This is a genomic window from Geotalea daltonii FRC-32 (assembly GCF_000022265.1).
GTDB classification, from domain to species: Bacteria; Desulfobacterota; Desulfuromonadia; order Geobacterales; family Geobacteraceae; genus Geotalea; species Geotalea daltonii.
Genome location: NC_011979.1, coordinates 2,600,272 through 2,621,857, shown reverse-complemented (window position 1 = coordinate 2,621,857; position 21,586 = coordinate 2,600,272). Strand labels below are relative to the sequence as shown.

Below are 21,586 nucleotides of genomic sequence, written 5' to 3'. Positions count from 1 at the left end.
AAGGTTACTGCCGCCACTCCAGAGGAACCCCCGCCCTTCCCGCCTCAGCGTCCAGATCTCGAAGTCTCTGTTCCAACTCCTTGATCCGCGTTTCATCCCTTTCAATCTCGGCATATTGGTCATAATAAGCAGTTCGGTCACTGCCTCGCCCATAAGCGGCCTTTTTTCGCCTCAAGGTAGCCAGTTTTTCCTTCTTTGCCACAAGCCCGCGTTCGACCTGCTTTTTCTCCTCACGCAATCCACTGAAACGGGAGCGCCACACTCCTTCGTCTTCACGGACGGGTGCCCTGTCGACAGTATCTCCCCTATCCGGCTGTTTGCTTGGCTGAACAGTTGAAGGGGTGACAGTGACCGAACCATTGACCGATTCTCTCTCCCGCACCTTGTTCAAATATTTCGAGGGTATTTTGTCGGCATTGTCGGTGAAATGAACGACCCCCTTGTCGTCCACCCACTGGTAAACTGCAGCCTGTGATTCTGATGCCGGCATCCAAAGGCAGACGGACATCAGGACAATAAAAACGATCTTCATGGCGTAACTCCCGGATAGAAGCTCAGGCAGCCTGTCTGCATGAGTACAATAGTATTGACGATTTATAAGTCAGAGTGTATAGTCAAAAACCTCAATTTCAAATAAAAAAAATTTCTCATAAAGGAGTGTATCATGCAGCTTCGCCTCACCCTCCTGGCATTTCTCTTTCTTTTGGCCACCCCGCTTTTCAGTCAGGCAAAGGAAACCAAAGACGTCCAGTTCAAGTTTGACAATGCCGACCCGGTCGTATTCAGTCACGACATTCATTTGAAACAATACAACAACAACTGCAGAATTTGCCACAATGCCATCTTTGATCTGAGAAAGCGCCGCCACTTCACCATGGCCGAAATGGAAAAGACAAAGTCCTGCGGCGCCTGCCATTCCGGCGTCAAAACCTTCAGCGTTGCCGATGAAAAATCCTGCGACCGCTGTCACAAAGGAAAACCACGCAATATAACCTACAAGGTCAAAGGTGCCACAGACGCAGCTTTCAGCCACAATTCCCACCTTAAATCGCTGGGGGGAAAATGCAAAAGCTGCCACAACGGCAAGGTCATAACCGGCAAGGAAGGTCGTGTGACCATGGCGCAGATGGAAAAAGGCAAAACCTGCGGCGCATGCCACAACGGCAGCAAAGCCTTCACTGTTGCCGGCAACTGCGGTAACTGCCACAAGGGTATGACTCCGAAGGAGCTAACCTTCAAAACAAAGGGTATAAGTGCTGCATCCTTCAGCCATAAAGTCCACACCGGAATGTTCAGCTGCAAGGATTGTCATACCAAGATTTTTTCATACAAGGCCGGTGCAAAGCACTTCACCATGGAAGACATGGGGAAGGGAAAATCCTGCGGTGCATGTCACAACGGCAAGGAAGCCTTCTCCTCCAGCGGTGATTGCGACAAGTGCCACAAAGGGTTCAAGCCTGGCAACATTACCTTCAAGACCGACTCAGGGGACGCAACTTTCAGTCATGATTTCCATCTGGGCATGTACAAATGTATAGATTGTCACACCAAGGTTTTCCCCTATAAGGCCGGCGCAAAGCACGCTACCATGGGCCAGATGGAAAGCGGCGCATCCTGCGGCGCATGCCACAATGCCAAGGATGCCTTCTCGGTAGCAGGAGACTGCGAGAAATGCCACAAAATGTAAAAGTGAAACAATAAAGCCCCTTGAAAGAACAAGGCGAAGCCCCGGCTTCGCCTTTTCTGTATCACCGTTGGCTATTACAGTTACACTATTTTAATGCATTGGAGAATTCATCATGCAAAACTTCAGATCCCTTTGTTTGGTGTGGATGTTTCTCGTATTTTCCGGCCTTAACGGCACTGCTCTCGCCAAATCCAATCCTACCCTGCAAGACGTGCGTGTCTCAAGACCAGGTTCTGGCGCCCATATGGAAATCATCGCCGACAGTCCCCTCACCTACACCTATTACCGCATGCCGGACCTGCTTAAGGTTGTTATCGACCTGGCCCTCGTTGATCCTGGCGAGGTAAGCCCAGTCATCTCCAGTTCCGGTCTCATATCCAAAATAACCGTTGAGAAAAAAGAGGTAACAACCTTTTCACTGACCAGAATCGTGATCAATCTGGAATCGGACGCCGATTTTTCGGTTCATCCCGATGCAGGCGACAGGTCCAGGTTGATGGTTAGCTTTCGGCCCAGGAGCAGTGAAACTGTGACCGGGAAAACAGAAGATAGCCACGCAGAACAGATGCACGATAAAATACTTGAAGACTCTGCCGCTGCCCCTGTCGGAGTCCCTGAAACCGCTGCCCTCGTGTCAGTTCCTGCCCCTGTCCCCGTCCCGATACCAGTCTCTCAGCCGCTGGCAGCTGCAATACCCGGTTCTGCCGTCGAAAAAGTAGCCGCCGCACCAGCTCCGGAGCCACTGAAAACCCTTCCAGCTGACAAACGCATACTGCTGCCGGTCGTGCCGCAGCCCAATCCGTCCCGCACCATCAATGGGATCCGCATCAATAACAATAGCCTGGAAATTGCGGCCAATTCACGGCTGGATGACTATAAAGCCTTTACCCTGATCAATCCGGCCCGGCTTGTAATAGATGTGCCCATGAGCAAAACCCCTCTGGCAGCGAAAGAAATCCCCTTGCGACGCTTCGGGTTGTCAAAGGCACGTGTCGGTAATTACCCAGACAAAGTCCGCATGGTTTTCGATGCTGACGGAAGCAATTTTCCCTCCTACAGAATTGACCGGAATGACAAGGGCTTGGCCATAGTCTTTCCGGCAAAGAAGTGAAAAATGAAGGTACGAATCGGCTGCTGGCGGCCTTGACAAGATGCTCCGGGATGATTAACTTATCTTTATAATCTCACGGAGGTGACAATGAAGGCGCTTTATCCCCTAGATCTCGTCCAGGAACAGATTCAGTTATTAAAGAAAAAGCTGCGAACTGCAGGAAGTATTCAGGAGAAAAACAGATTGTTCAGGAGGCTGGTGAATCTTCTCGGCGTGATGGAGTTTCTACTTGCCATGAATAAACATTAGGGACCGCTTCGGTCTTATGGGGGGCAGAGATTGACCTTTCGCAGGTCATCCCGCCCCCCTTTCATTTCCTTCCGATGAAACTCAAGATGCTAACGACAAAAGATCATACAGATTCACACCAAAAGGCCCCATACAAGAAAATCTTGTATGGGCCTTTTTTCAGGTTGCAAGTTCAAAATTAAAGCCATGTGAACCGTCGACGTTCAAATCTAGCGTCTGCCGGTGGTGAAGCTGAAGCTACTGGCGGCACTGTTGTTACCCGCAGCATCGATGACGGCACCGGCCGGAACGGTAACAGTGTAAGTAGCCATCTTGCCAAGCAATTTGACAGGCTTGATGGTAACAGTGTTGCCCGAAACGGTATTTAAGGTTGCAACTTTGGTCAAGCCCCGCATGAGAGCGACGCCGGCAAATGCCCCTCCCGTTGATATATCTTCGCTGAAGATGATAGTAATGCTTGAGGCGATTGGGACGTTGACGGCATTGGCAGCAGGATTCATGCTGCCGATGAAGGGAGCGGTTTTGTCGATGGTAAAGGTTACGCTCTTCACTGCTTCGACGTTTCCGGCCAAATCAACCGAGCGGTAGTATACCGTGGTGGTGCTATCGGTTTGGATATCGACGGTAGCAGCATAGGCAGTCCAGGTAGTTTGATCAACGCTGTATTCTGTCCTGGCAATACCCGATGCTGTATCGATGCCGCTTAGTGCCACTTTTACGGCAGAGGTGTACAAACCATTGGTTCCCAGGGTTCCAGAGACGACGGCAGTCGTAACCGGAGCAGCCTGATCTATGGACACGGCAATGGATTTCGTAGCCTCGGTGTTGTTATTTGTGTCCACAGACCGATAGTAAACGGTGGTGACGCCGCTGGCAGTTATGTTGAGCGGAGCGGTGTAGACCGTCCAGTTAACGCCGTCCGGGCTGTATTCGGTTCTGGCGATCCCCGATGAGTTATCGATTGCCGATAGGGCCACCTGAACCGCCGATGTAAACCAGCCGTTTTGCCCGACATAGCCATTGAGCACCGGGGTGGTCACAGGGGGAACGGTGTCGAGATTGACGGTGATGGTTCGGGCCGTTTCCACATTATCGGCGTTATCGATTGCATAATAGCTGACGGTGTTGGTTACCCCGGGAACGAGCTGAATGGTTGCAGCACCGGAAGCCTCAACGACTTCGGCCTCCCCGTTGAGAGAGTAATGGAGAGCTTTAACGCCGAAATCGTAATCTAAAGCCTGCAGACTGACCTTCCCTGCGGCAATGTCAGGATACGCTGTGGTAACAGGAGGAGTAATCGGGGTCAGGATCACCCCCGCTGCGATCTGTCCATAGGCGTTGATGCCGCTTGCAGTCGAAATCGTCGGTGTTCCGGCCGGGACCAGGTCATTGAGGTTATAGAGCTTGCGCCCATCGGTAACAAAACCGTAGTTCAACCCATTGATAGTAGGGTTATAGGCACCGTATCCCACGGCCAGCCCCGCCTCGTTGACTGCTTCCGCCCTGATGTAGGAACCGCCGAAATTGCCCAGATCCACCTCCATCCCGTTTTTCGAATAAAACATGTGCTCGTACCTGGTGCCGGTAACAGGATCAAGCACCGAGCGATTCCCCACGGTCACTCCGTTATCATTTATGACGGGGTAAAAGTAGGGCACCTGGGAAAAGATATTGCTCCGTATGACATAGCCCTGTGAAGAGTAGTTTGCATCCCAGTACCAGCCGGAAACATCCCCCTTATTGGTAATGGTTCGCGGGCCATTATAGCCCACGCCGGGAATCATCGCCGAAAGGTTGGTACTGGTCCCATTAACCGTGTCGAAAAGAACCGAGTAGCTGAGCCAGCCACTGTACTCGGCAGTAGCAATGACCTTTCCCGAATCGTTAATGCCTTCAGGTCTGACAATCCATGAAGGGGAGTACCATGGTGCCGTGTTGAGCTGGGTTAGATTCCCGTTGGAGTAAATGTAGGTGACGGGACTCTGGTAGCCACCAAAGACAAGAGCCTGGCCGGCGTTGTTCAGACCGACACCGATGCACGGCTGCACCGGCGTGTAGATACTTATGACATTGCCTTTGTCATAGAAACGGCAGTCACTGGAAAGCACCTGCCCTGCGTCGTTGATTGCGATGGCACTGAAATCCAGGTTAGTCACCTTGTAGCTTGCCGGTACGGTAAGCCCCGACATGTTGCCGAAGACAGGTGTACCGGCCTCGCCCTGCCCGGCTGCCCCACAAAGCAATGCAACAACCACAGCCATGAATATCTTGAATCTTTGTTTTCCCATCAGTGTTTCCTCCGTGTGTTCATTAAGAAATAGGCAATAACACCGCCCCCCTTGATAACAAAAAGGATTACTAATTTCAAGTAATTTATTAATAAATTCTTTACGTCCAAATAATAAGGAGATGGGCATTAGTACACTAAAGGATGGGAAGAAGCGGAATCCCGATTAACCGGTAATAAAGGGAAGGCCATAATGGAACAGCAAAAGGTTCAAGGTCCGATTGCAAGGCCTTTCGTCCTTCATGCAAGTCATTACTCCAGTCCGAAATGTTGCAGACGGCTCCCATGATGCTAAAGTATAATTAATTACAATTAATTCAGACAATATTTCGATTAAAGCATCACATGGGCCGCGTTCATTGCATCAACCACCGCCACAATCACAAAAAGGGAGGTCACAATGAAAGTCAAAACTCGGTTCGGAATCATCGTCACAACACTGCTCCTCGGCAGCACTGCCTATTTGAACGGCTGCGCAACGATGGGAATGGGAAAAGGCGAAGCCGCAAAGACAACCACCAAGGTACAAGCCGCAGAAACCGGTTTGAAACAAACTCTTGCGCAGGTGGACGCAACTCAGGCTTCGCTGGATAGCCTCATCGAGCCGGGTCAGGCCGATGTAAAGAACAAATTCGATGCCTATTCAGCCGATGTGGAAAAGATGGACAAGATGGCAAAACAATTGGAGAAAGACCAATCTAAAATGCAGGAACAACAAAGGGAATATCTAGCCGAATGGGAGAAGAAAGAAAGAACCTACACCGATCCTAGTCTTAGAGAGGCCAGCGGCCAGCGCCGTGCCGCGTTGAACAGCGCTTATAGCGAAGTACCCAAGGCGAGCACGCAATTTCAGGATGCGCTCAATGGCTACCTGTCCCAAATCAAACAGATACAGACTCAGCTTTCACTCGACCTCACCAACAAAGGAATCGAATCAATTACTCCTGCCGCCCAGAAGGCACTTAGTGATGGTGGAAGGCTTAAGGATACGGCAGAGCCTGTCATAACCGCAATGGAACGGGTAATGTCCGAGATGGCTCGCGAAGGTAGTGGGGCCGCGGCTGGCGGGCAATAACGGTATCACAAAGCAATGTGCTTGAGCAAATGCTCTGGAATTCATAAGGGTAGGGTCCTCTACCCGTTAAACGCCGGAAGGATGGGCGCGGCCGCTCTGCCGCGCCCACCTGATCGGCTGCGAAAACTCATAATTATCGTTCTTGGCATACTGACCTGTCCCACTGCTGTTCTGGCGGCAGAAGAAGCAGCCCGGCAGCCCCACTGGTGGCAGGTCGTCTCAGGAGTCATTGCAATTCCGGCAGGAATTGTCGGCCTGGTCTACTCCATCGTCTTGATACGCAAAACCGGTTTGGAAGCAAGAAAAACCGAATTGGAGATACAGGACAAGGAAAGGGATCTGATGCAAGCGGCAGAAGCGGGAGGAATGTCGCACGAGCTTGTTACTCCCCTGGTCAAAGGGGAGCGGCTCATGCTACTTCTGCTGCGATTCGTATTGCTCTCCGTCGCATTGATGCTTTGGGGCATCCTGGAAAGCATCTATGGCATGTTCGTCGGCGGAACGTTCCTTGCCCTGCAAAAGGTTGTGGAAACCGATTCCATGTGGGTGATGATCCCTTTCTTTCTCCTCTCCAACCTGCCGAAGATAGGAAAATGGATTATCGTCTTAGGGCTCGGACTCCCCCTCTTTCGCGAGATAGCTTCACTTCTCGGCATGAATGTAAAGGACGTTCTGACACCTTGGCAACGAAAGTAGGGAAAAAGGGCGCTGGTTCAGTTATGGTCGGCGTCCCTGGTCAAGAGCCGGAAAATACCGGCTGGTCCGGAAAGAGTTCCATGAGCTGATCCGGCGGAGCAGACAACAGGTCCGTCTGCTCCGCCGTGGCAGTACATTATGGCGCTGTCGTATTGTCGACTAATACCGAGAGGACGACCGGTGTTGCCTCAACGGATGTTGACGGTGTGAAAGGGGTTATGACGACAATGTAGGGGCGGTTGGCCTCCAGAGTCGTATCCCAGGTGATCATTTCAGGCTCGAACTGCCAGCTCATGTGGCTGGCGGGCGAAACGATCCGCTCGCCGAAGATCGACCCTGGAATGGTGACTTTATACGCCAGATCAGCGGTGACTCTACCCGAGTGAATGCCGGTGAAGGCGGTAAGGGGGAAGTTGACGGTACCGCGGACCGTCTGGGCGTATTTGGGCGCGGCCGGAGGTACAATTTCGGTGATACCGTCTGCCTGAAGTTTTCCCGGATTACTGGGGGCATAGAGGACCCGGCGGGCCTCGGGGGTGGTCCAGTTGATGGCAGTGTTGATGGTTCCGCCATGGCACATCTGGCAGAGTTCGCCATTGAGCAGGTTATAACGCAAGAGCCCTGGATAGACCCGCGGGTTGGTACCATGCACGACGTGACATGTATTGCAGGACATGGACCAGTTGACGGCAGGGTCGGCCGGTAGCGGCAGGTTGTTCGCGGTCAGCCAGGTGATCATCTGCTGCTTCATTGACGACGGAATTGGTGCCGAAGTCTTGTGGCTGTTGACCACCGCTACCGTTGCCTCCGCAGCCATCAGGCTATTGGTGGTTACCGCGCTTGCAGCGGTCAGAGCGTTTTGCTTCTCGCTATGGCACTTTTCACAGCGGTCTTCCTTGTTACCCCACTTATCAGCCTTTGCAAACGCCAGGGTCGAGACAAACAGCATTGAGACAAGCAGTAACGATACGAAAACAGTTTTCCTCATAAATACCCCTCCTTATATGGATCTGGTTTTGGCCGGATCTGTGACCTCTAGTCTAAGGAAATTAACATAAATTGTTTTTTATGCGCAATGCCTTTAACATTAAAAGCCTCAGGAGAAGAAATACGGAGATTAAAGTCTTTATGACAACAGTAGTGGAACGGATGAAAAACAAATCTCGGGCAGCCAGCTACTCTATCGGCTGAGCTATGTGACCCCGTGCCTTTCAGCAGAGCAGCAGCTGACCATCGGCATCGGCATCGTATTCCGTTTCCACGGTAGCCGCAAGCGGCACCGTCTGGACAGGAGCGGCCGGCACCGGCAGCACCGTTTCCTCTTTAGTTACCTCCTCTGCAGCAATTGCCGATACTTCGGGCGCTATCCCCTGTGCTGCCGCCCGTTTCGCCAGCTTGTCGCACCGCTCGTTGAAGGGGTGCCCGGCATGGCCCGGCAGCCACTCGCAAGTCACCTGATGCTTGCCCGACAGGAGTGCCAGTTGCTGCCACAGATCCTGATTTTTCAGGGCGTCCGGCGTCTCCAGGCGTCCGGTACGAATCCAGCCCTGCAGCCATTCGTTCATCCCCCGCACCAGGTACTGGGAATCGCTGAAAAGGTGCACCTTCCGCGGACTATGCAATGCTTCCAGCCCCCTGATCGCCGCGATCAGTTCCATCCGCTGGGAGGTGGTGGCGGCTTCGAAACCGCTCAGCTCCTTCTCATGATCTCCATAGCGCAGAATCACTCCATAGCCGCCAAGCCCCGAGTCCCTTCCCGAACCGTCGCTGTAAAGCTCCACCACACCGGTTGGCGGCGGGGTGAAGGCGACCTCCAGGGCCGCAAAGCCCAGCTCACGCAGCAGGGGAACCAGAACCGGGAGGTCCGGGGTCCGCCGTTGCAGGTCGACCAGGGACACCTGCAGGGGAACATCGTAGCGGACCGTGGCCAGCCGTTTCGACAACCGGGCCTGATCGGCACAGGCATGTAGGTTTTCCCGGCGCGCCTTGCCGCTGACCAGGCTTTTCCACTCCAGGACCCCTTCCAGAGAGCCGAATTGCCGCACCAGCTTGGCAGCAGTCTTTTCACCAATGCCGGGAACCCCCGGGATATTGTCCGCGGTGTCGCCGGCAAGTCCCAACACATCCGCCACCTGCTCCGGCGTTACGCCGAAGCGGTCCAGGACCTCCTCGGTTCCGGAACGCCTTTCGTTCATGGTGTCCAGGAGGCCGATCCCCTCCCCGACGATCTGCAGCAGATCCTTGTCGCCGGTGACCACCGTCACCTGGATTCCTTCCGCGGCAAAGCGCCGCGCCAGGGTAGCAATGACATCGTCGGCCTCAAAGCCGGGCGCTTCCAGTGCAGGAATATTCAAGGCCTGCACCATCTTCCTGATGTAGGGAATCTGGGGCACCAGATCCTCGGGCATGGCGTCCCGGTGGGCTTTATAAGGGGGATAGATTTCCCGGCGGAAAGTATCCTCCCGGGGAGGGTCGAAGACGACGGCCACATAGTCGGGGCGGTTTTCCTGCAGGAGGGTCAGGAGCATCCTGGTGAAACCGAAGACGGCATTGGTCGGCATGCCGCCAGAAGTGGCAAGGTCCCGGATGCCATAATAGGCGCGGTAGATGTAACTGGAGCCATCCAGTAAATAGAGCTGCGGCGGCTGGTTCACCTTCTCTCCCATCACTTTCTTGTTTTCGTTTTGAAAGCTTGAGCCAATTATCTGCGGGTGGATTCCAGTAGGGGCTTGATGAATCTGTCGAAGATCTCCTGCTGCTTTGCAGTAAACAGATCGGTGTTGCCCTCGTTGTCCAAGAGAAAGGTGGCGACGCCCATGACGGTTCTCGGCAGAAAACCGGTACCGGCAACGGCTTTTTCGATTTCATCGGTGCGGCTGGCCAAAAGCCGGCGCAGCACCCGCGTGTTGACATTCATTTCTGATCTCCGGCAGACAGGGGGATTGTTCTTTTTTGCTGGGGGGAGTGTACCGAACAGCAGCCGGTCTTGTCAATGTGGAAGGGGTTTAGTTCTGCCTTAGCGCTCGCCGCACCCGGCAGAGTCGCTCCGATAAAGCTGCCTTTCTGCAGTAAGCCCTGCTCTTGGCAAACAAAGCGCGTTCTTTTTATTAAGGAAAAGTTGAAGCGAATGCATGCTCTTCCAGCCATATTCTTCATTCACAATATCAGGTCTGGTGTCATTCATCAAAAAATAAGCCTGCGTATTGCGTAACTTCTGCACCAACGGATGTTTTGTCCCACCCTGCGTCCAAGTTGCGCCCCTCCCAATTAAACCAGTGCCAACTCCAGCTTATGCTTTCGCTTTTCCCAGTCAGGCATTACCTTTTCCAGTAGATCATAAAAGGCTGAGCTGTGGTCGTGGCACTCCATATGGCACAACTCGTGGGTAATGACATACTCGATACATTCCCTCGGCGCACGGATCAGCTCGGTGTTGAGGGTAAGAATTCCCCCTTTGGACAAGCTTCCCCATCGTTTACTCATCCGCCGAATCTGAATCTTCGGCTTTTCTCCTAGTATTTTCTTGAATGACGGCCAGCATCGGTCAAAGTTGTCATTGAATTTAGCTACTGCTTTTTGTCTGTACCATTGATCCAGTAGTGCCTTCACCGTTTCAGGGGAAGGCTCGGCCAGAGAAACACACATATGGCCCCGGACCAGCTTCACCATATTTTCGTCCCCCTTAACTACCTTCAGCCGGTAATGCCGTCCAAGGTACAGGTGTGTCTCTCCCCCCAGATACCGCCTTGGCGGCGTTCTCGGTTCGAATTGCCGAAAGTAATCCAACTGCCTTTTTATCCACCCTGCACGTTTTACTACCCTCTTTTGCACCTCGTCGAAAAGGGTGCCGACTGGAGCCTTCACCACCACTCTGCTGTCAGGATGGACCGCTATTTCCAACGTCTTTCTGGCCACATATAAGACATTGAAGCAGATGGTGTCCTTCCCGTGGATAATGGTGCCTCTGGAGAGATTCACAGGCCGCTCCTGTGTCTTGCCACCTGCATCGTCCGCTCGATCAGTGCATCCATCTGGTCAAGACTGATTTCAACTCCCCTGTTTCCTTTCACCTCGGCCGATGTCAATATTTTTCTCTGCAACCCTATTACTGCAAACAGTAGCATCCGCATCCTCGATTTGAAATTGTTGTTCGAAAGCGATTCGGCCCCTAAGCGAGTGCATTCTCGGTTTCCTTTGCACCAGATAGACATAGGTTTTAATGCAGAGAACGGGGTTGAGGGGGGATTCTGAAATCCCAAATTGGTCATATATGCACGTTTGGCGTGCATTTATATGATTTTGGATTTTAAAGAAGCGCTATTTCATTGATTTTCTTGTAGTTATGCACAAGCAGGTAAATATCCATATCTTACCCTTCGCTAACATTATATTATTATAATCTTAAAAATAACAAATTTATATTGACACGTAATTTCAAATACTTACATCTTCTGCCTATCTCTTGTGCAGACTGTAAAAGTACCTGAGGAAACGTATACTTTTTTACCCTTATCCACAGATGAAGGCAAGTTATCCACAATTGCTGTGGATGATAATGTTCCCGCTCTAAACAGTCATTTCTATCCGTCAGATCCGGGTGATGAATAAAGCCCGAAGCACTCGGCCGGATCAGTGTAAACCTGCTTTTTATCGATATAATTATCACATCGGGACTTCCGCTCCCACTTGATACCAATCACCTGCCATGCACGCGGTTTCGGCAGATTGCAATGCCCAGGGGGAACAATGCTGTCGCAAAAGGATTATGAAGCGTTTCATGCAGTGGTTCATAGCAGCAGGCTTTCGTCCGACGAATTCGAAATCGGCACCGTTGATTATGTTGACCGTTTGGAGAGGCTCTATCCCGATTTCACCAGGGTCTCTATCGTTTACAAACCGACCCACGTCATGAAAAACTATGTTGCCGGCTGCCTTTCATACTGGATATGCATGTTTGAGCAGGATATGGAAGGAGGAGCGTTCAAGATCATTTGAATCCGCTGGACAGGAGGGTTCAAACATGATTATGCCACCCGGTGAAACGATGCGCAGGGTCTTCAGTACCGGGCTTGTACTGTGGATTATCTTCTTCTTTGCCGCTGCCTTTGCCGCCGAAGAGGAGAAAAAGCTTTCTCCCTGCGAAATCAGCTATCCCAGCGATGTGAAGATTCCATGGACCTGCCATAGGCTGAAGAAAAACGAAAGCATGGAGAGTCTCTTCGGCGACCGGTGGCAGAGTGTCGCCCGGTTCAACCGCATAGACCGGCGCCATGCTCTGCCGGGTACCAGACTGAAAATCCCGGTGAATTTGGAGGATGTAGAGAATTTTGCTCCGGTTCCCGCTGAACTGGCGTACGAAGCCTCGGATAAGGACCCGAAATTCATCCTCATCGACCTGACGGAGCAGTTCCTTGGTGTCTATGACAAAGGCAGGCTTGTCTTTTCATCCCCCATCGCTTCGGGAAAGAGTGATTTCATCACCCCTCCGGGCGAATTCCGCATCGATGCCTATAGCGGCAGACACGAATCGTCCCTCTATACAATCGAAGATAAGGACATTCCCTATCCCATGCACTACGGTCTGCGATTCCTGGTGAACGAGGAGGGTGTCGAATACTGGATCCATGGCCGTGACATGCCCGGCTATCCTGCTTCCCACGGCTGTGTAGGGCTCTACGATGAGGATATGCAGAAGGAGTACTATGGCTTTCCTGACTATCCGCTGATGGACACGGCCAGGAAACTGTTTGAATGGGCAATATCCCCCAATCATGACGTAGACGGGAAATTGCACCCCTTGAAAAGGGGACCACGGGTCCTCATCGTTGGAGAGCCTCCCGGAGGAGCGGACGGACCGCCGAACATGGCCCCCGGCCCCTGAATATTTACCAGATTGACCCGGGTTTAAGAGTGATCGCCCCTCCTAACCATTAGGGTTCGTTTAGGATTCCCCGCTTTTATTGTAATTAAAAGACCAATATTTCAGGTACGTGGTGTATGGTGGACAGGGAATTAAATAAACATACTGCGTACCCCCTTTCACTGCCTGTAATATCTTCACACAGATCAGCGACTGAGGTGCCCGGGAAGGCGCTGGTGCATCCGTGAAACACATCTTTTGGGCAATTCAAACCGCTATCATCTATTGTCTCACCCTGGCCGCAGCTCTTCTGCCCGCTTCCTTAGCTTACCGCCTGGGGGCGCTGGCGGGGCTCCTGATTCCCCATATAGTCCCAAAAAGGCGTGCTGTCATAATCGAAAACATCAATCTTTCGCTTCCATTCATGAAGTCCCATCATCTTTGGAATTCGAAATGCGAAGACGCTGGAGAACTGGCCCGTGGAACTTTTAAAAATCTGGGCAGATCGTTGATGGAGATCTGTCGCCTTTACCATGGCCGGGGGGAAGATGTCATTGCCAATATCGAAATACGCGGTAGGGAAAACTATGAGGCGGCCAGAGCAAAGGGGAAAGGTTTGATCTTTCTCAGCGGCCACTGCGGCAACTGGGAACTTATGTCACTGACCCTCAGCAGCCTCTTCGGCAGAGAAGTTTCCGGAGTAGCCCGCCGTCAGGATAATCCCTACCTTAACAGGATGGTGGAGCAGATGCGCTCACGCTACAACAGCCGACTGATATACAAACAGGGAGCACTGAAAGGAATTCTTTCTGCCTTGAAAAAGCGGGAGATGGTGGGCATGCTGGCTGATCAGGCTGTTTTCCCCGAGGAAGGATACCTGGTTGACGTCATAGGGCGAAAGGCCTGGACCTCCAAGGCTCCGGTAATCATTGCCAGGAAAAGCGGCGTGCCGCTGATTCCAGTCTTCATCCATCGTGAAGAAGAACGACATGTGCTCACTTTTTACCCCGAACATCTTTTCAGCGGGGACATGAGCGATGAAGGGATCAAAAAGGAAACCCAAGCCCTGTCACGCTATGTGGAAAATTATGTGGTAGCACACCCGACCCAGTGGTACTGGGTGCACCGGCGCTGGAAACGAGCCGGAGCGGCTATTTAATCTTAAAGTCGTCCCATCCGGTACAGCTCTGCAAATTAAATTATAGACAAGGCAAAAATAAAAGCCCTGATTTCTCAGGGCTTTATGTTTTCCGTCTTAACTAATTATTACGTGGTGCCCGGAGCCGGAATCGAACCGGCACGGCCTTGCGACCGAGGGATTTTAAGTCCCTTGCGTCTACCAGTTCCGCCATCCGGGCAGACTTAGCCAAAAAGGATGTCTGCTAGGCGCAGTTTACCCGTTCCCGCAACTCTTTCCCGGTCTTGAAGAAAGGAGTCTTTTTCGAAGGAATCTTGACCAATTCGCCACTTTTAGGATTTCTTGCTTCGCGGGCATCGCGGGCCCGGATGGTGAAACTGCCGAAACCTCTGATTTCCACCTTTTCACCGCTTTTAAGCGCATCACTCATGGAATCGAAAACTATGGATATGATAGCCTCGGATTCCTTGCGCGATAGCACACTGTTTGCTTCCACCAGCTTATCTATTAATTCACTCTTTGTCATCTACACACCTCTTGCGGCAATTAAATTACTGCAAAACATTCACTTCAGGGTCTGTTACTCGTCACCGTTCTTCTTCAGCCCTTCCTTGAGCAGCTTGCCCAGGTTGGAAGTGGCCTCACCCTGAGATCCCATGTAGGAAGCGAGCTCATCCTTGTCGATGGTTGTCTGTAAAGCCTTGATGGAGAGGGCGATTTTTTTCTCAACATCATCGACACCGAGAACGACTGCTTCGAGTTCGTCACCGACAGCGGCGAAATCTTTGGTCGATGCCAGTTTCTCCTGGGAAAGCTCGGAAATATGGACCAGCCCTTCGATACCCTCTTCGATCTCCAGGAAGATACCGAAATCGGTAATGGATGTTACCTTGCCCTTGACGCGGGTGCCCGAACGGTATTTGCTCGGAATTTCGCTCCAGGGATCGGGAGTCAGCTGCTTGATGCCGAGGGAAAGCCTTTCGTTTTCAGAATCGATGTTGAGGACAACGGCCTGGATCGTCTGCCCTTTGCCGAAGATTTCACCCGGATGCTTGATCCGCTTGGTCCAGGAGATGTCGGAAACGTGGACAAGTCCGTCGATGCCGTCCTCGATGCCGATGAAGACGCCGAAGTCGGTAATGTTCTTGATCTGCCCCTCGATCTTGGTGCCCACCGGATACCTGTCACCGATCACCGTCCAGGGATTGACCTCGGTCTGCTTAAGACCCAGGGAGATGCGACGGCTTGAAACATCCACGCCCAGGACGACCGCTTCCACTTCCTGACCAACGGTCAGCAGCTCGGAGGGATGACGTACCCTCTTGGTCCAGGACATTTCGGAGATATGAACAAGACCTTCGACACCTTCGCCAAGGGCAATGAAGGCGCCGTATTCGGTGAGGCTGACAACCTTGCCCTGTACCCGGTCGCCAATCTGGTATTTCGATTCCACGTTGAGCCATGGATCTGGCATGGTCTGCTTGAGGCCGAGGGAAATCTTCCCTTTTTCCCGGTCGTATTTCAGAACTTTCACCTTGAGGGCATCGCCTACCTTTACCGCTTCTGAAGGATGGTTCAACCTTCCCCATGACATGTCGGTAACGTGCAGCAGCCCGTCAACGCCTCCAAGATCCACGAATGCCCCGTAATCGGCGATGTTCTTGACAACGCCCTCAAGCACATCTCCCTCGGCTAGCGTGGCCAGGGTGGTGCTGCGTGCCTTTTCCCGTTCCTCTTCCAGCAGTGCCCTGCGGGAAAGAACGATATTGCCGCGCTTGCGGTTCATCTTCAGTATTCTGAAATTGCAGGTCTCACCAATGAACCGATCGAGGTTGCCGCCAGGTCTGATATCCACTTGGGAAGCGGGCAGGAATGCCTCTATGCCCACGTCTACGATGAGTCCGCCTTTAACCTTGCCGGTTATCTTGCCTTCGATGATGCCGCCTTCACCACCTGCTGCGGCGATGGCTTCCCACGCAACCTGGGAGTCTGCCTTCTTTTTGGAGAGAACCATATGCCCGCGGATATTTTCGCCACGCTCAAAGAAAACATTTACTTCCTCACCAACCTTGACGGTGAGTTCACCGCTTTCATCGATGAATTCGTTGATGCGGATGCACCCTTCAGATTTGTATCCCACGTCGACCAGAACACAATCTGCCTCGATACGGACAACTACACCTTTGACAATTTCACCCGCCTGCGGCTGGCGAAGGCTGTCCTGGTAAAGCTCGGCAAATTCCTCAAGTCCCTCGTGTCCCTGCTCCACATCCTCATCCGTATCATGCAATCGCCTGATCGGCATATCTTTTTTCTTGAATGTTTTCTTGTCGTCTCCCATGTAAGAACTACCCCCTGATATAATCTTCCTTTGTAAAAATCATGCTAACTTATCACATCTGCTGCAAAATTCAACGGTTTTTATCCTTGGCAATACTCTCTATCTGCTCCAGCACCTCATCGATAATCCATTTCGGCGTGGAAGCTCCGGCTGTGATACCGACAATCTTCACCCCCTCGAACCATGCGGGATCCAGCTGTTGGGCCATCTCGATGTGGTGCGTTCTGGGCTGGATCTCGGCGCTGACTTCGGCAAGACGCTTTGTATTGGCACTGTTGTAGCCGCCTATAACGACCATGCAGTCCACCTGGCTTGCCAACTTCTTCGCTTCCTCCTGCCTTACCGCCGTTGCATCGCAGATGGTGTGAAAAACGCGGATCTCTCCCCCCTTGACCAGACAGGCATCGACAACATGCCTCAGGTTCTCGAAGGACTGAGTGGTCTGGGCAACAACACCGATTTTCCCCATTTTCGGCAGTTTTACGGCCTCTTCTCCGGAAGCGACAACATAAACCTTCCCGGTGGCATAGGAGACAATGCCCTGAACCTCCGGGTGATCTGCATCACCGACGACCACCACATCATAGCCCGAATTGGACAGGTTCTTCACATGTTCCTGGGCCTTTTTCACAAACGGACAGGTGGCGTCCAGAATATCCAACTGCTTGCGTACTGCTTCTTCCAGTTCATCGGAGGCAGCCCCGTGGGAGCGGATGATGATCGTACCTTCATCCATCCCTGCCACATTCTCCAGCGCCTTGACCCCCATTTCCTCAAGTTTCTGTACCACCTGGGGAGAATGGATAATCGGCCCGAGGGTAAAAGTCTTCCCTCCCTTGCCGGCAGCTTCGAACGCTATCTGTGTTGCCCTTTTTACACCAAAGCAGAAACCCGCCTGCTTGGCCAGAATGATCTTCATTTGCCGCATATCTCCCTTCCATCTGTAAAACAGGTCTGCTGCTCTGGCACCCTCTCCCGCACCTTCTTCTCCATACTTTCCAGCACCTCTTCGATACTGAGCCGGGTGGAATCGATGATAACGGCATCATTGGCACAGCGTAGCGGCGCATGTTCACGCTTTTCATCGTTTTCATCGCGGCTTATCACTGCCGCAATGGTCTGTTCAAGGGTTACCTGCTCCCCCTTGGCCACCAGCTCCAGATAGCGGCGTCGGCCCCGCTCTTCGGCAGAAGCGGAAAGGAAGAACTTGACCTCCGCATCGGGAAATACGACCGTCCCGATATCCCGCCCTTCCAGAATGACCCCTCCCTGCTCTCCCATGCGCCGCTGAAGTTTCAGCAAGCTCTCTCGCACCGGCTTTCTCGCCGATATTTTCGAGGTGAGTGCACTGATCTCGGGGGTGCGAATGGCATGGGAAACATCTTCGCCATTGAGGAGGACCATGCAGCAGCCATTGCTGCGCTTCAGCACCACATCGGTGCTGCGGCAAAGCTCCTCCAACCCTCTATCATCGTCGGCCTCTACTCCGTTACGGCTGGCACTCAGGGCAATGGCACGGAACATGGCGCCGGTGTCGATATGGATATATCCCAGGCGTTCAGCCAGCAGCTTGGTAATGGTACTTTTCCCGGCGCCGGAAGGTCCGTCTATGGCAATAATGAGGCCGTTTTTACGGCCGGCGGCACTGCTCTCCTTCATATGACAGTCACCCCTTGCAGCAGGGCGGTAAAATTGGGAAAGGAGGTGCCTATGCATTCCGTATCATTGACGGTGATCTGGTCCCTGGCCGCCAGCCCGGCAATCAACATGGACATGGCTATGCGGTGATCGCCGAAACTCTCGGCAGTGCAACCTTCCAGCTTTTCCATACCGGTCACGTCCATGCCGTTCTCGGTCTCCACCACAGCGACACCAGCCTTCTGCAGATTGAAAGCCATTGCCTTGATCCGATCCGTTTCCTTGACACGCAATTCCTTTGCATCGCGAATGACGGTTTTCCCTTCGGCCAGCGATGCGGCTACACAGATGACAGGAAACTCGTCGATGGCCCGCGGCACCAGGTCGCCGCCGACCTCGATCCCCTTCAGCCGGGAAGACTTCACCAGGATGTCGGCTACTGGCTCGCCTGAACTTTCACGGCAATTCTGCAGGGTGATATCTCCCCCCATGGCCTGGAGAATATCGATAATACCTGTCCTGGTCGGATTTACCCCGACCCCCTTGATGAGCAACTCGGAACCTGGGACAATCAGTGCGGCAACCATGAAAAATGCGGCAGATGAAATATCGCCGGGAACGATGATCTCGCGTCCTTCAAGCTCACGCCCGCCGCGAATCCTTGTACCGCCGGAATAGGTTTCGATGTCGGCGCCGAAATAGCGGAGGATCCTTTCGGAATGGTCACGGGAAAGGTGCGGCTCAGTCACCTGTGTTTCGCCATCGGCGTACATGCCGGCCAAAAGGATCGCCGACTTCACCTGGGCGCTTGAAACTGGCGATTGGTAGGCAATCCCTTTCAGGCTGGTGCCGACTATGGCCAGGGGCGCCTTATCGCCGCCGGCACGACCGAACACCGTTGCCCCCATCAGGTTAAGCGGTTCCAGAACGCGTTTCATGGGTCTTTTGCGCAGGTATTGATCGCCGGTCAACACGGAAAAGAACCGCTGCCCGGAGAGAAGACCGGTCATGAGACGCATGGAGGTGCCGGAATTGCCGCAATCAAGCACATCGGCCGGTTCGCCGAGGCCATGGAGGCCATTGCCTTCGATTTTCAACGTTTCACCGTCGTCATGGACGATGATCCCCATGGCACGAAAGGCGTTCAGGGTTGCCAGATTGTCCTCGCCCCGCAGAAAACCTTTGACCGTGGTAATGCCACGTGCCAGGGAGCCAAGCATGATGGAACGATGTGAGATTGATTTGTCGCCGGGAACGGTGATTTCGCCCCGGACTGTCTTTGCCGGCTTGGAGGTATGGATTTGCAAGCTACCACTCCTGTTACGTTATTTGCAGCATCATAAAAATTGAAAAGTGAAGGGACATCGGACCGTCACCCTTCACTGTGTAAATTGTACCATTTTAGAGGCTAAAGGATAGCGTCCCTGCTCTTTTTGGAGCTGAGAAAAAAGTCATGGAGCCCGTCACCATCACCGGCGTCCACCAGCTTGCGCAGTCTGCCCAAATGTTCCTGGAAATAATCCATCATTTCCAGAACAGCGCCCCTGTTCATCAGGGCAATATCCCGCCACATGGCCGGATCAGAGGAAGCGATGCGGGTGAAATCCCTGAATCCCCCAGCCGAATATTTGAGGATGCTTTCTGCAAAGCGGTCGTAACTTCCAACCGCATTGACCAGGGAATAGGCTACCATGTGCGGTAGATGGGAGATGGCGGCAACCACGTGGTCATGTTTTTCCACATCCATCTCGACCACTTCACTGCCGGCAAGTTCCCACATGCGTGCCACTTTGGCCAGGGCTTCTCGATCGGTCCGGTCAGTGGGAGTGAGAATGCAGCGTTTGCCCTGGTAGAGGGTGGAAAAAGATGCCTCGACGCCGGAATTTTCCGTGCCGGCAATGGGATGGCCGCCGACGAAAAAAGTTCCATCCGGCATGATCCCTTCGCAGGGGGCGACAATCTCACCTTTGACGCTGCCGCCGTCGGTCACAATGCAGCCTTGCCCAAGGCCGGGAGCAATTTTATCCACCATCCCGGCGATGGAGCAAACGGGCGTGGCAATAAAGACCATGTCGGCACCGACAACCCCTGCCACAGGATCAAGGGAGTAGGAATCGATTACGCCAAGCTCAACGGCCTTTTTGAGATTGGCTTCCCCCCTGCCGATACCGACAACCTCGTCCACTTCTCCTTTTTCGCGAAGGACGCGGGCCAGCGATCCGCCGATAAGACCGACACCGATTATGGCTAACCGCCGAATGAGCGGCATGATGACTCCCAAAAGTTCAGTTTGAAGATGTTTCGAACGTAGAACGTAGAATCGGTTTACTTTGCTCTGGGGTAAGAGCCGAGGACTTTAACAAACTGACAGCAGCTCTTCAGCTCCTGCACAGCCGCGGCAATGGCCGGATCGGAAATATGCCCCATGAGATCGAGGAAAAAGATGTATTCCCATGCCTTCTTTTTCAGCGGCCGGGATTCAATCTTGGAAAGGTTGATCCCCCGCTTGGCGAAGGGCTCCAGCATGTGATAGAGAATACCCACCTCGTCCTTGACCGAAAACATCAGCGAGGTCTTGTCGTCGCCGCTCTTTTCGGCCATTTTCTTGCCGATGACGAGAAAACGGGTGAAGTTGTTGACCTGATCCTCGATCCGTTCCCGGACGATCTTCAGGTCGTACATGGAGGCGGCAAGCTCGCTGGCAATGGCCGCAGCCGTGTAATCCTCACTGACTATCTGGGCGGCAACCGCCGTGGATGCAACATCCACCACCGGCACATTGGGCAGATTTTCCGCCAGCCAATTGCGGCACTGGGCAATGGGCTGCTGATGGGAACAGACCTTCTTGATATCTTCGATTCGTCCGGTGCGGGACAGGAGATAGTGGTGTATTTCATGCAGGATTTCGGCATTTATCTTCAGTTCGCTGTCCATGAACATGTCCAGCGTATGGGAGACCATGCCCTCGGTGGAGTTCTCCACCGGGATCACACCGTACAGGGCACGCCCCTTTTCCACCTCTTCAAAAACTGCGGGGATGGACTTCTGGGGGACCAACTCGGCAGAAAGGCCGAAATGCTGCATGGTGGCCATATGGGTAAAGGTGGCCTTGGGGCCGAAAAACGCCACCTTCATTGGCGCTTCCAAGGCAAGGGATGCGGAAATTATCTCGCGAAAGACGCTTTTGACCGCCTCATTGGGAAATGGGCCGCTGTTTTGCCCCTGAAGGCGCTCGTAGATCTCCCGCTCCCGGCTCGGCACATGGAAATCACTCTTGGAACCGGCTTTTAGACGGCCCACCTCAATGACGCGGGAAGCCCGCTCGTTAAGGAGCTCAAGCAGCCTGTCATCCAGCGTATCGATTTCTTTTCTCAAATCTGCCAGAGTCTTTTTTGTCAAGGCGAGTCACCTGGGGAAGGGATAAAGGATTTTTGGAGCGGTCAATGTATAGTAAAGCCTTTAAAAATGCAAATCATTTCTGGTGTCATCTGGGTTGTATCAAGG

21 protein-coding genes, 1 tRNA gene and 2 pseudogenes are annotated in these 21,586 nt (G+C 52.9%); 8 read left to right on the top strand and 16 right to left on the bottom strand.

The window, feature by feature from the left end; genetic code table 11:
- Positions 1–4: 4 nt before the first annotated feature.
- Entirely contained in the window at positions 5–532 is a 528-nt protein-coding gene (locus GEOB_RS11835; protein WP_012647463.1) for a DUF4124 domain-containing protein, read from the bottom strand.
- A gap of 132 nt (positions 533–664) precedes the next feature.
- On the opposite strand from GEOB_RS11835, the gene GEOB_RS11830 reads away from it, so the two are divergent.
- From GEOB_RS11830 to GEOB_RS20320, 3 genes are all read left to right on the top strand, one after another.
- The gene (locus GEOB_RS11830; protein WP_012647462.1) at positions 665–1,687 is read left to right on the top strand and encodes a cytochrome c3 family protein; all 1,023 of its coding nucleotides are present in this window, start codon (positions 665–667) and stop codon (positions 1,685–1,687) included.
- Between the two features lie 112 nt (positions 1,688–1,799).
- Positions 1,800–2,798, top strand: coding sequence for an AMIN domain-containing protein (locus GEOB_RS11825; protein WP_012647461.1), 999 nt, complete (start codon positions 1,800–1,802; stop codon positions 2,796–2,798).
- Between the two features lie 87 nt (positions 2,799–2,885).
- A complete protein-coding gene (locus GEOB_RS20320) occupies positions 2,886–3,047 on the top strand; it encodes a hypothetical protein (RefSeq protein ID WP_012647460.1) in 162 nt (53 codons plus the stop codon).
- A 209-nt stretch (positions 3,048–3,256) separates the two neighbouring features.
- Here the strand turns inward: GEOB_RS20320 and GEOB_RS11820 are convergent, their stop codons facing one another.
- Positions 3,257–5,335: an Ig-like domain-containing protein gene (locus GEOB_RS11820; protein WP_012647459.1), complete on the bottom strand. Its 2,079-nt coding sequence runs from the start codon at positions 5,333–5,335 to the stop codon at positions 3,257–3,259.
- 399 nt (positions 5,336–5,734) lie between these two features.
- Between GEOB_RS11820 and GEOB_RS11815 the strand changes: the two genes are divergently transcribed.
- Entirely contained in the window at positions 5,735–6,409 is a 675-nt protein-coding gene (locus GEOB_RS11815) for a DUF2959 family protein (RefSeq protein ID WP_012647458.1), read from the top strand.
- An 81-nt stretch (positions 6,410–6,490) separates the two neighbouring features.
- Positions 6,491–7,105, top strand: a complete 615-nt coding sequence (locus GEOB_RS11810) for a hypothetical protein (protein ID WP_012647457.1) — start codon at positions 6,491–6,493, stop codon at positions 7,103–7,105.
- Between the two features lie 136 nt (positions 7,106–7,241).
- Here the strand turns inward: GEOB_RS11810 and GEOB_RS11805 are convergent, their stop codons facing one another.
- The 6 genes and pseudogenes from GEOB_RS11805 to GEOB_RS20135 all read right to left on the bottom strand — a co-directional run bounded on the left by GEOB_RS11805 (position 7,242) and on the right by GEOB_RS20135 (position 11,229).
- Entirely contained in the window at positions 7,242–8,093 is an 852-nt protein-coding gene (locus GEOB_RS11805; RefSeq protein ID WP_012647456.1) for a cytochrome c3 family protein, read from the bottom strand.
- A gap of 391 nt (positions 8,094–8,484) precedes the next feature.
- Positions 8,485–8,889, bottom strand: a pseudogene (locus GEOB_RS20770) (ribonuclease H family protein); the annotation flags it as partial.
- Between the two features lie 138 nt (positions 8,890–9,027).
- Positions 9,028–9,771: pseudogene (locus GEOB_RS20765) on the bottom strand (5'-3' exonuclease); the annotation flags it as partial.
- Between the two features lie 35 nt (positions 9,772–9,806).
- Positions 9,807–10,022, bottom strand: a complete 216-nt coding sequence (locus GEOB_RS11795; protein WP_012647454.1) for a hypothetical protein — start codon at positions 10,020–10,022, stop codon at positions 9,807–9,809.
- 350 nt (positions 10,023–10,372) lie between these two features.
- On the bottom strand, positions 10,373–11,083 hold the full coding sequence (locus tag GEOB_RS11785) for a M48 family metallopeptidase (protein WP_012647453.1): 711 nt from the start codon (positions 11,081–11,083) through the stop codon (positions 10,373–10,375).
- Entirely contained in the window at positions 11,080–11,229 is a 150-nt protein-coding gene (locus GEOB_RS20135; RefSeq protein ID WP_012647452.1) for a hypothetical protein, read from the bottom strand. The genes GEOB_RS11785 and GEOB_RS20135 overlap by 4 nt, the downstream gene beginning before the upstream one ends.
- Positions 11,230–11,851: 622 nt before the next feature.
- Between GEOB_RS20135 and GEOB_RS11780 the strand changes: the two genes are divergently transcribed.
- The 3 genes from GEOB_RS11780 to GEOB_RS11770 all read left to right on the top strand — a co-directional run bounded on the left by GEOB_RS11780 (position 11,852) and on the right by GEOB_RS11770 (position 14,124).
- Positions 11,852–12,100: a hypothetical protein gene (locus GEOB_RS11780; protein ID WP_012647451.1), complete on the top strand. Its 249-nt coding sequence runs from the start codon at positions 11,852–11,854 to the stop codon at positions 12,098–12,100.
- Between the two features lie 25 nt (positions 12,101–12,125).
- Positions 12,126–12,986 carry a L,D-transpeptidase gene (locus tag GEOB_RS11775; RefSeq protein WP_012647450.1) on the top strand — a complete coding sequence of 287 codons (861 nt, stop codon included), beginning with the start codon at positions 12,126–12,128 and terminating at the stop codon, positions 12,984–12,986.
- 223 nt (positions 12,987–13,209) lie between these two features.
- Positions 13,210–14,124, top strand: coding sequence for a lysophospholipid acyltransferase family protein (locus tag GEOB_RS11770; RefSeq protein ID WP_012647449.1), 915 nt, complete (start codon positions 13,210–13,212; stop codon positions 14,122–14,124).
- A 112-nt stretch (positions 14,125–14,236) separates the two neighbouring features.
- Here the strand turns inward: GEOB_RS11770 and GEOB_RS11765 are convergent.
- The 8 genes from GEOB_RS11765 to pheA all read right to left on the bottom strand — a co-directional run bounded on the left by GEOB_RS11765 (position 14,237) and on the right by pheA (position 21,481).
- Positions 14,237–14,323, bottom strand: a tRNA-Leu gene (locus tag GEOB_RS11765).
- A gap of 24 nt (positions 14,324–14,347) precedes the next feature.
- Positions 14,348–14,629 carry an integration host factor subunit beta gene (locus GEOB_RS11760; RefSeq protein ID WP_012647448.1) on the bottom strand — a complete coding sequence of 94 codons (282 nt, stop codon included), beginning with the start codon at positions 14,627–14,629 and terminating at the stop codon, positions 14,348–14,350.
- Between the two features lie 54 nt (positions 14,630–14,683).
- Entirely contained in the window at positions 14,684–16,444 is a 1,761-nt protein-coding gene (locus tag GEOB_RS11755; RefSeq protein WP_012647447.1) for a 30S ribosomal protein S1, read from the bottom strand.
- A 70-nt stretch (positions 16,445–16,514) separates the two neighbouring features.
- Entirely contained in the window at positions 16,515–17,363 is an 849-nt protein-coding gene (locus GEOB_RS11750) for a 4-hydroxy-3-methylbut-2-enyl diphosphate reductase (RefSeq protein ID WP_012647446.1), read from the bottom strand.
- Entirely contained in the window at positions 17,360–18,103 is a 744-nt protein-coding gene (gene cmk / locus GEOB_RS11745; protein ID WP_012647445.1) for a (d)CMP kinase, read from the bottom strand. The genes GEOB_RS11750 and cmk overlap by 4 nt, the downstream gene beginning before the upstream one ends.
- Positions 18,100–19,389, bottom strand: a complete 1,290-nt coding sequence (gene aroA / locus GEOB_RS11740; RefSeq protein ID WP_012647444.1) for a 3-phosphoshikimate 1-carboxyvinyltransferase — start codon at positions 19,387–19,389, stop codon at positions 18,100–18,102. The genes cmk and aroA overlap by 4 nt, the downstream gene beginning before the upstream one ends.
- Before the next feature lie 101 nt (positions 19,390–19,490).
- Positions 19,491–20,351 (bottom strand): prephenate dehydrogenase, encoded by an 861-nt coding sequence (locus GEOB_RS11735; RefSeq protein ID WP_012647443.1) that lies wholly within the window; start codon positions 20,349–20,351, stop codon positions 19,491–19,493.
- Between the two features lie 56 nt (positions 20,352–20,407).
- The gene (pheA, locus tag GEOB_RS11730; RefSeq protein ID WP_012647442.1) at positions 20,408–21,481 is read right to left on the bottom strand and encodes a prephenate dehydratase; all 1,074 of its coding nucleotides are present in this window, start codon (positions 21,479–21,481) and stop codon (positions 20,408–20,410) included.
- Positions 21,482–21,586 lie beyond the last annotated feature (105 nt).

Coding starts and splice junctions, on each gene's coding strand:
- GEOB_RS11835 (WP_012647463.1), bottom strand. CDS start 532: ATGAAGATCGTTTTTATTGTCCTGATGTCCGTCTGCCTTTGGATGCCG.
- GEOB_RS11830 (WP_012647462.1), top strand. CDS start 665: ATGCAGCTTCGCCTCACCCTCCTGGCATTTCTCTTTCTTTTGGCCACC.
- GEOB_RS11825 (WP_012647461.1), top strand. CDS start 1,800: ATGCAAAACTTCAGATCCCTTTGTTTGGTGTGGATGTTTCTCGTATTT.
- GEOB_RS20320 (WP_012647460.1), top strand. CDS start 2,886: ATGAAGGCGCTTTATCCCCTAGATCTCGTCCAGGAACAGATTCAGTTA.
- GEOB_RS11820 (WP_012647459.1), bottom strand. CDS start 5,335: ATGGGAAAACAAAGATTCAAGATATTCATGGCTGTGGTTGTTGCATTG.
- GEOB_RS11815 (WP_012647458.1), top strand. CDS start 5,735: ATGAAAGTCAAAACTCGGTTCGGAATCATCGTCACAACACTGCTCCTC.
- GEOB_RS11810 (WP_012647457.1), top strand. CDS start 6,491: ATGGGCGCGGCCGCTCTGCCGCGCCCACCTGATCGGCTGCGAAAACTC.
- GEOB_RS11805 (WP_012647456.1), bottom strand. CDS start 8,093: ATGAGGAAAACTGTTTTCGTATCGTTACTGCTTGTCTCAATGCTGTTT.
- GEOB_RS11795 (WP_012647454.1), bottom strand. CDS start 10,022: ATGAATGTCAACACGCGGGTGCTGCGCCGGCTTTTGGCCAGCCGCACC.
- GEOB_RS20135 (WP_012647452.1), bottom strand. CDS start 11,229: ATGCTACTGTTTGCAGTAATAGGGTTGCAGAGAAAAATATTGACATCG.
- GEOB_RS11780 (WP_012647451.1), top strand. CDS start 11,852: ATGCTGTCGCAAAAGGATTATGAAGCGTTTCATGCAGTGGTTCATAGC.
- GEOB_RS11775 (WP_012647450.1), top strand. CDS start 12,126: ATGATTATGCCACCCGGTGAAACGATGCGCAGGGTCTTCAGTACCGGG.
- GEOB_RS11760 (WP_012647448.1), bottom strand. CDS start 14,629: ATGACAAAGAGTGAATTAATAGATAAGCTGGTGGAAGCAAACAGTGTG.
- GEOB_RS11755 (WP_012647447.1), bottom strand. CDS start 16,444: ATGGGAGACGACAAGAAAACATTCAAGAAAAAAGATATGCCGATCAGG.
- GEOB_RS11750 (WP_012647446.1), bottom strand. CDS start 17,363: ATGAAGATCATTCTGGCCAAGCAGGCGGGTTTCTGCTTTGGTGTAAAA.
- cmk (WP_012647445.1), bottom strand. CDS start 18,103: ATGAAGGAGAGCAGTGCCGCCGGCCGTAAAAACGGCCTCATTATTGCC.
- GEOB_RS11735 (WP_012647443.1), bottom strand. CDS start 20,351: ATGCCGCTCATTCGGCGGTTAGCCATAATCGGTGTCGGTCTTATCGGC.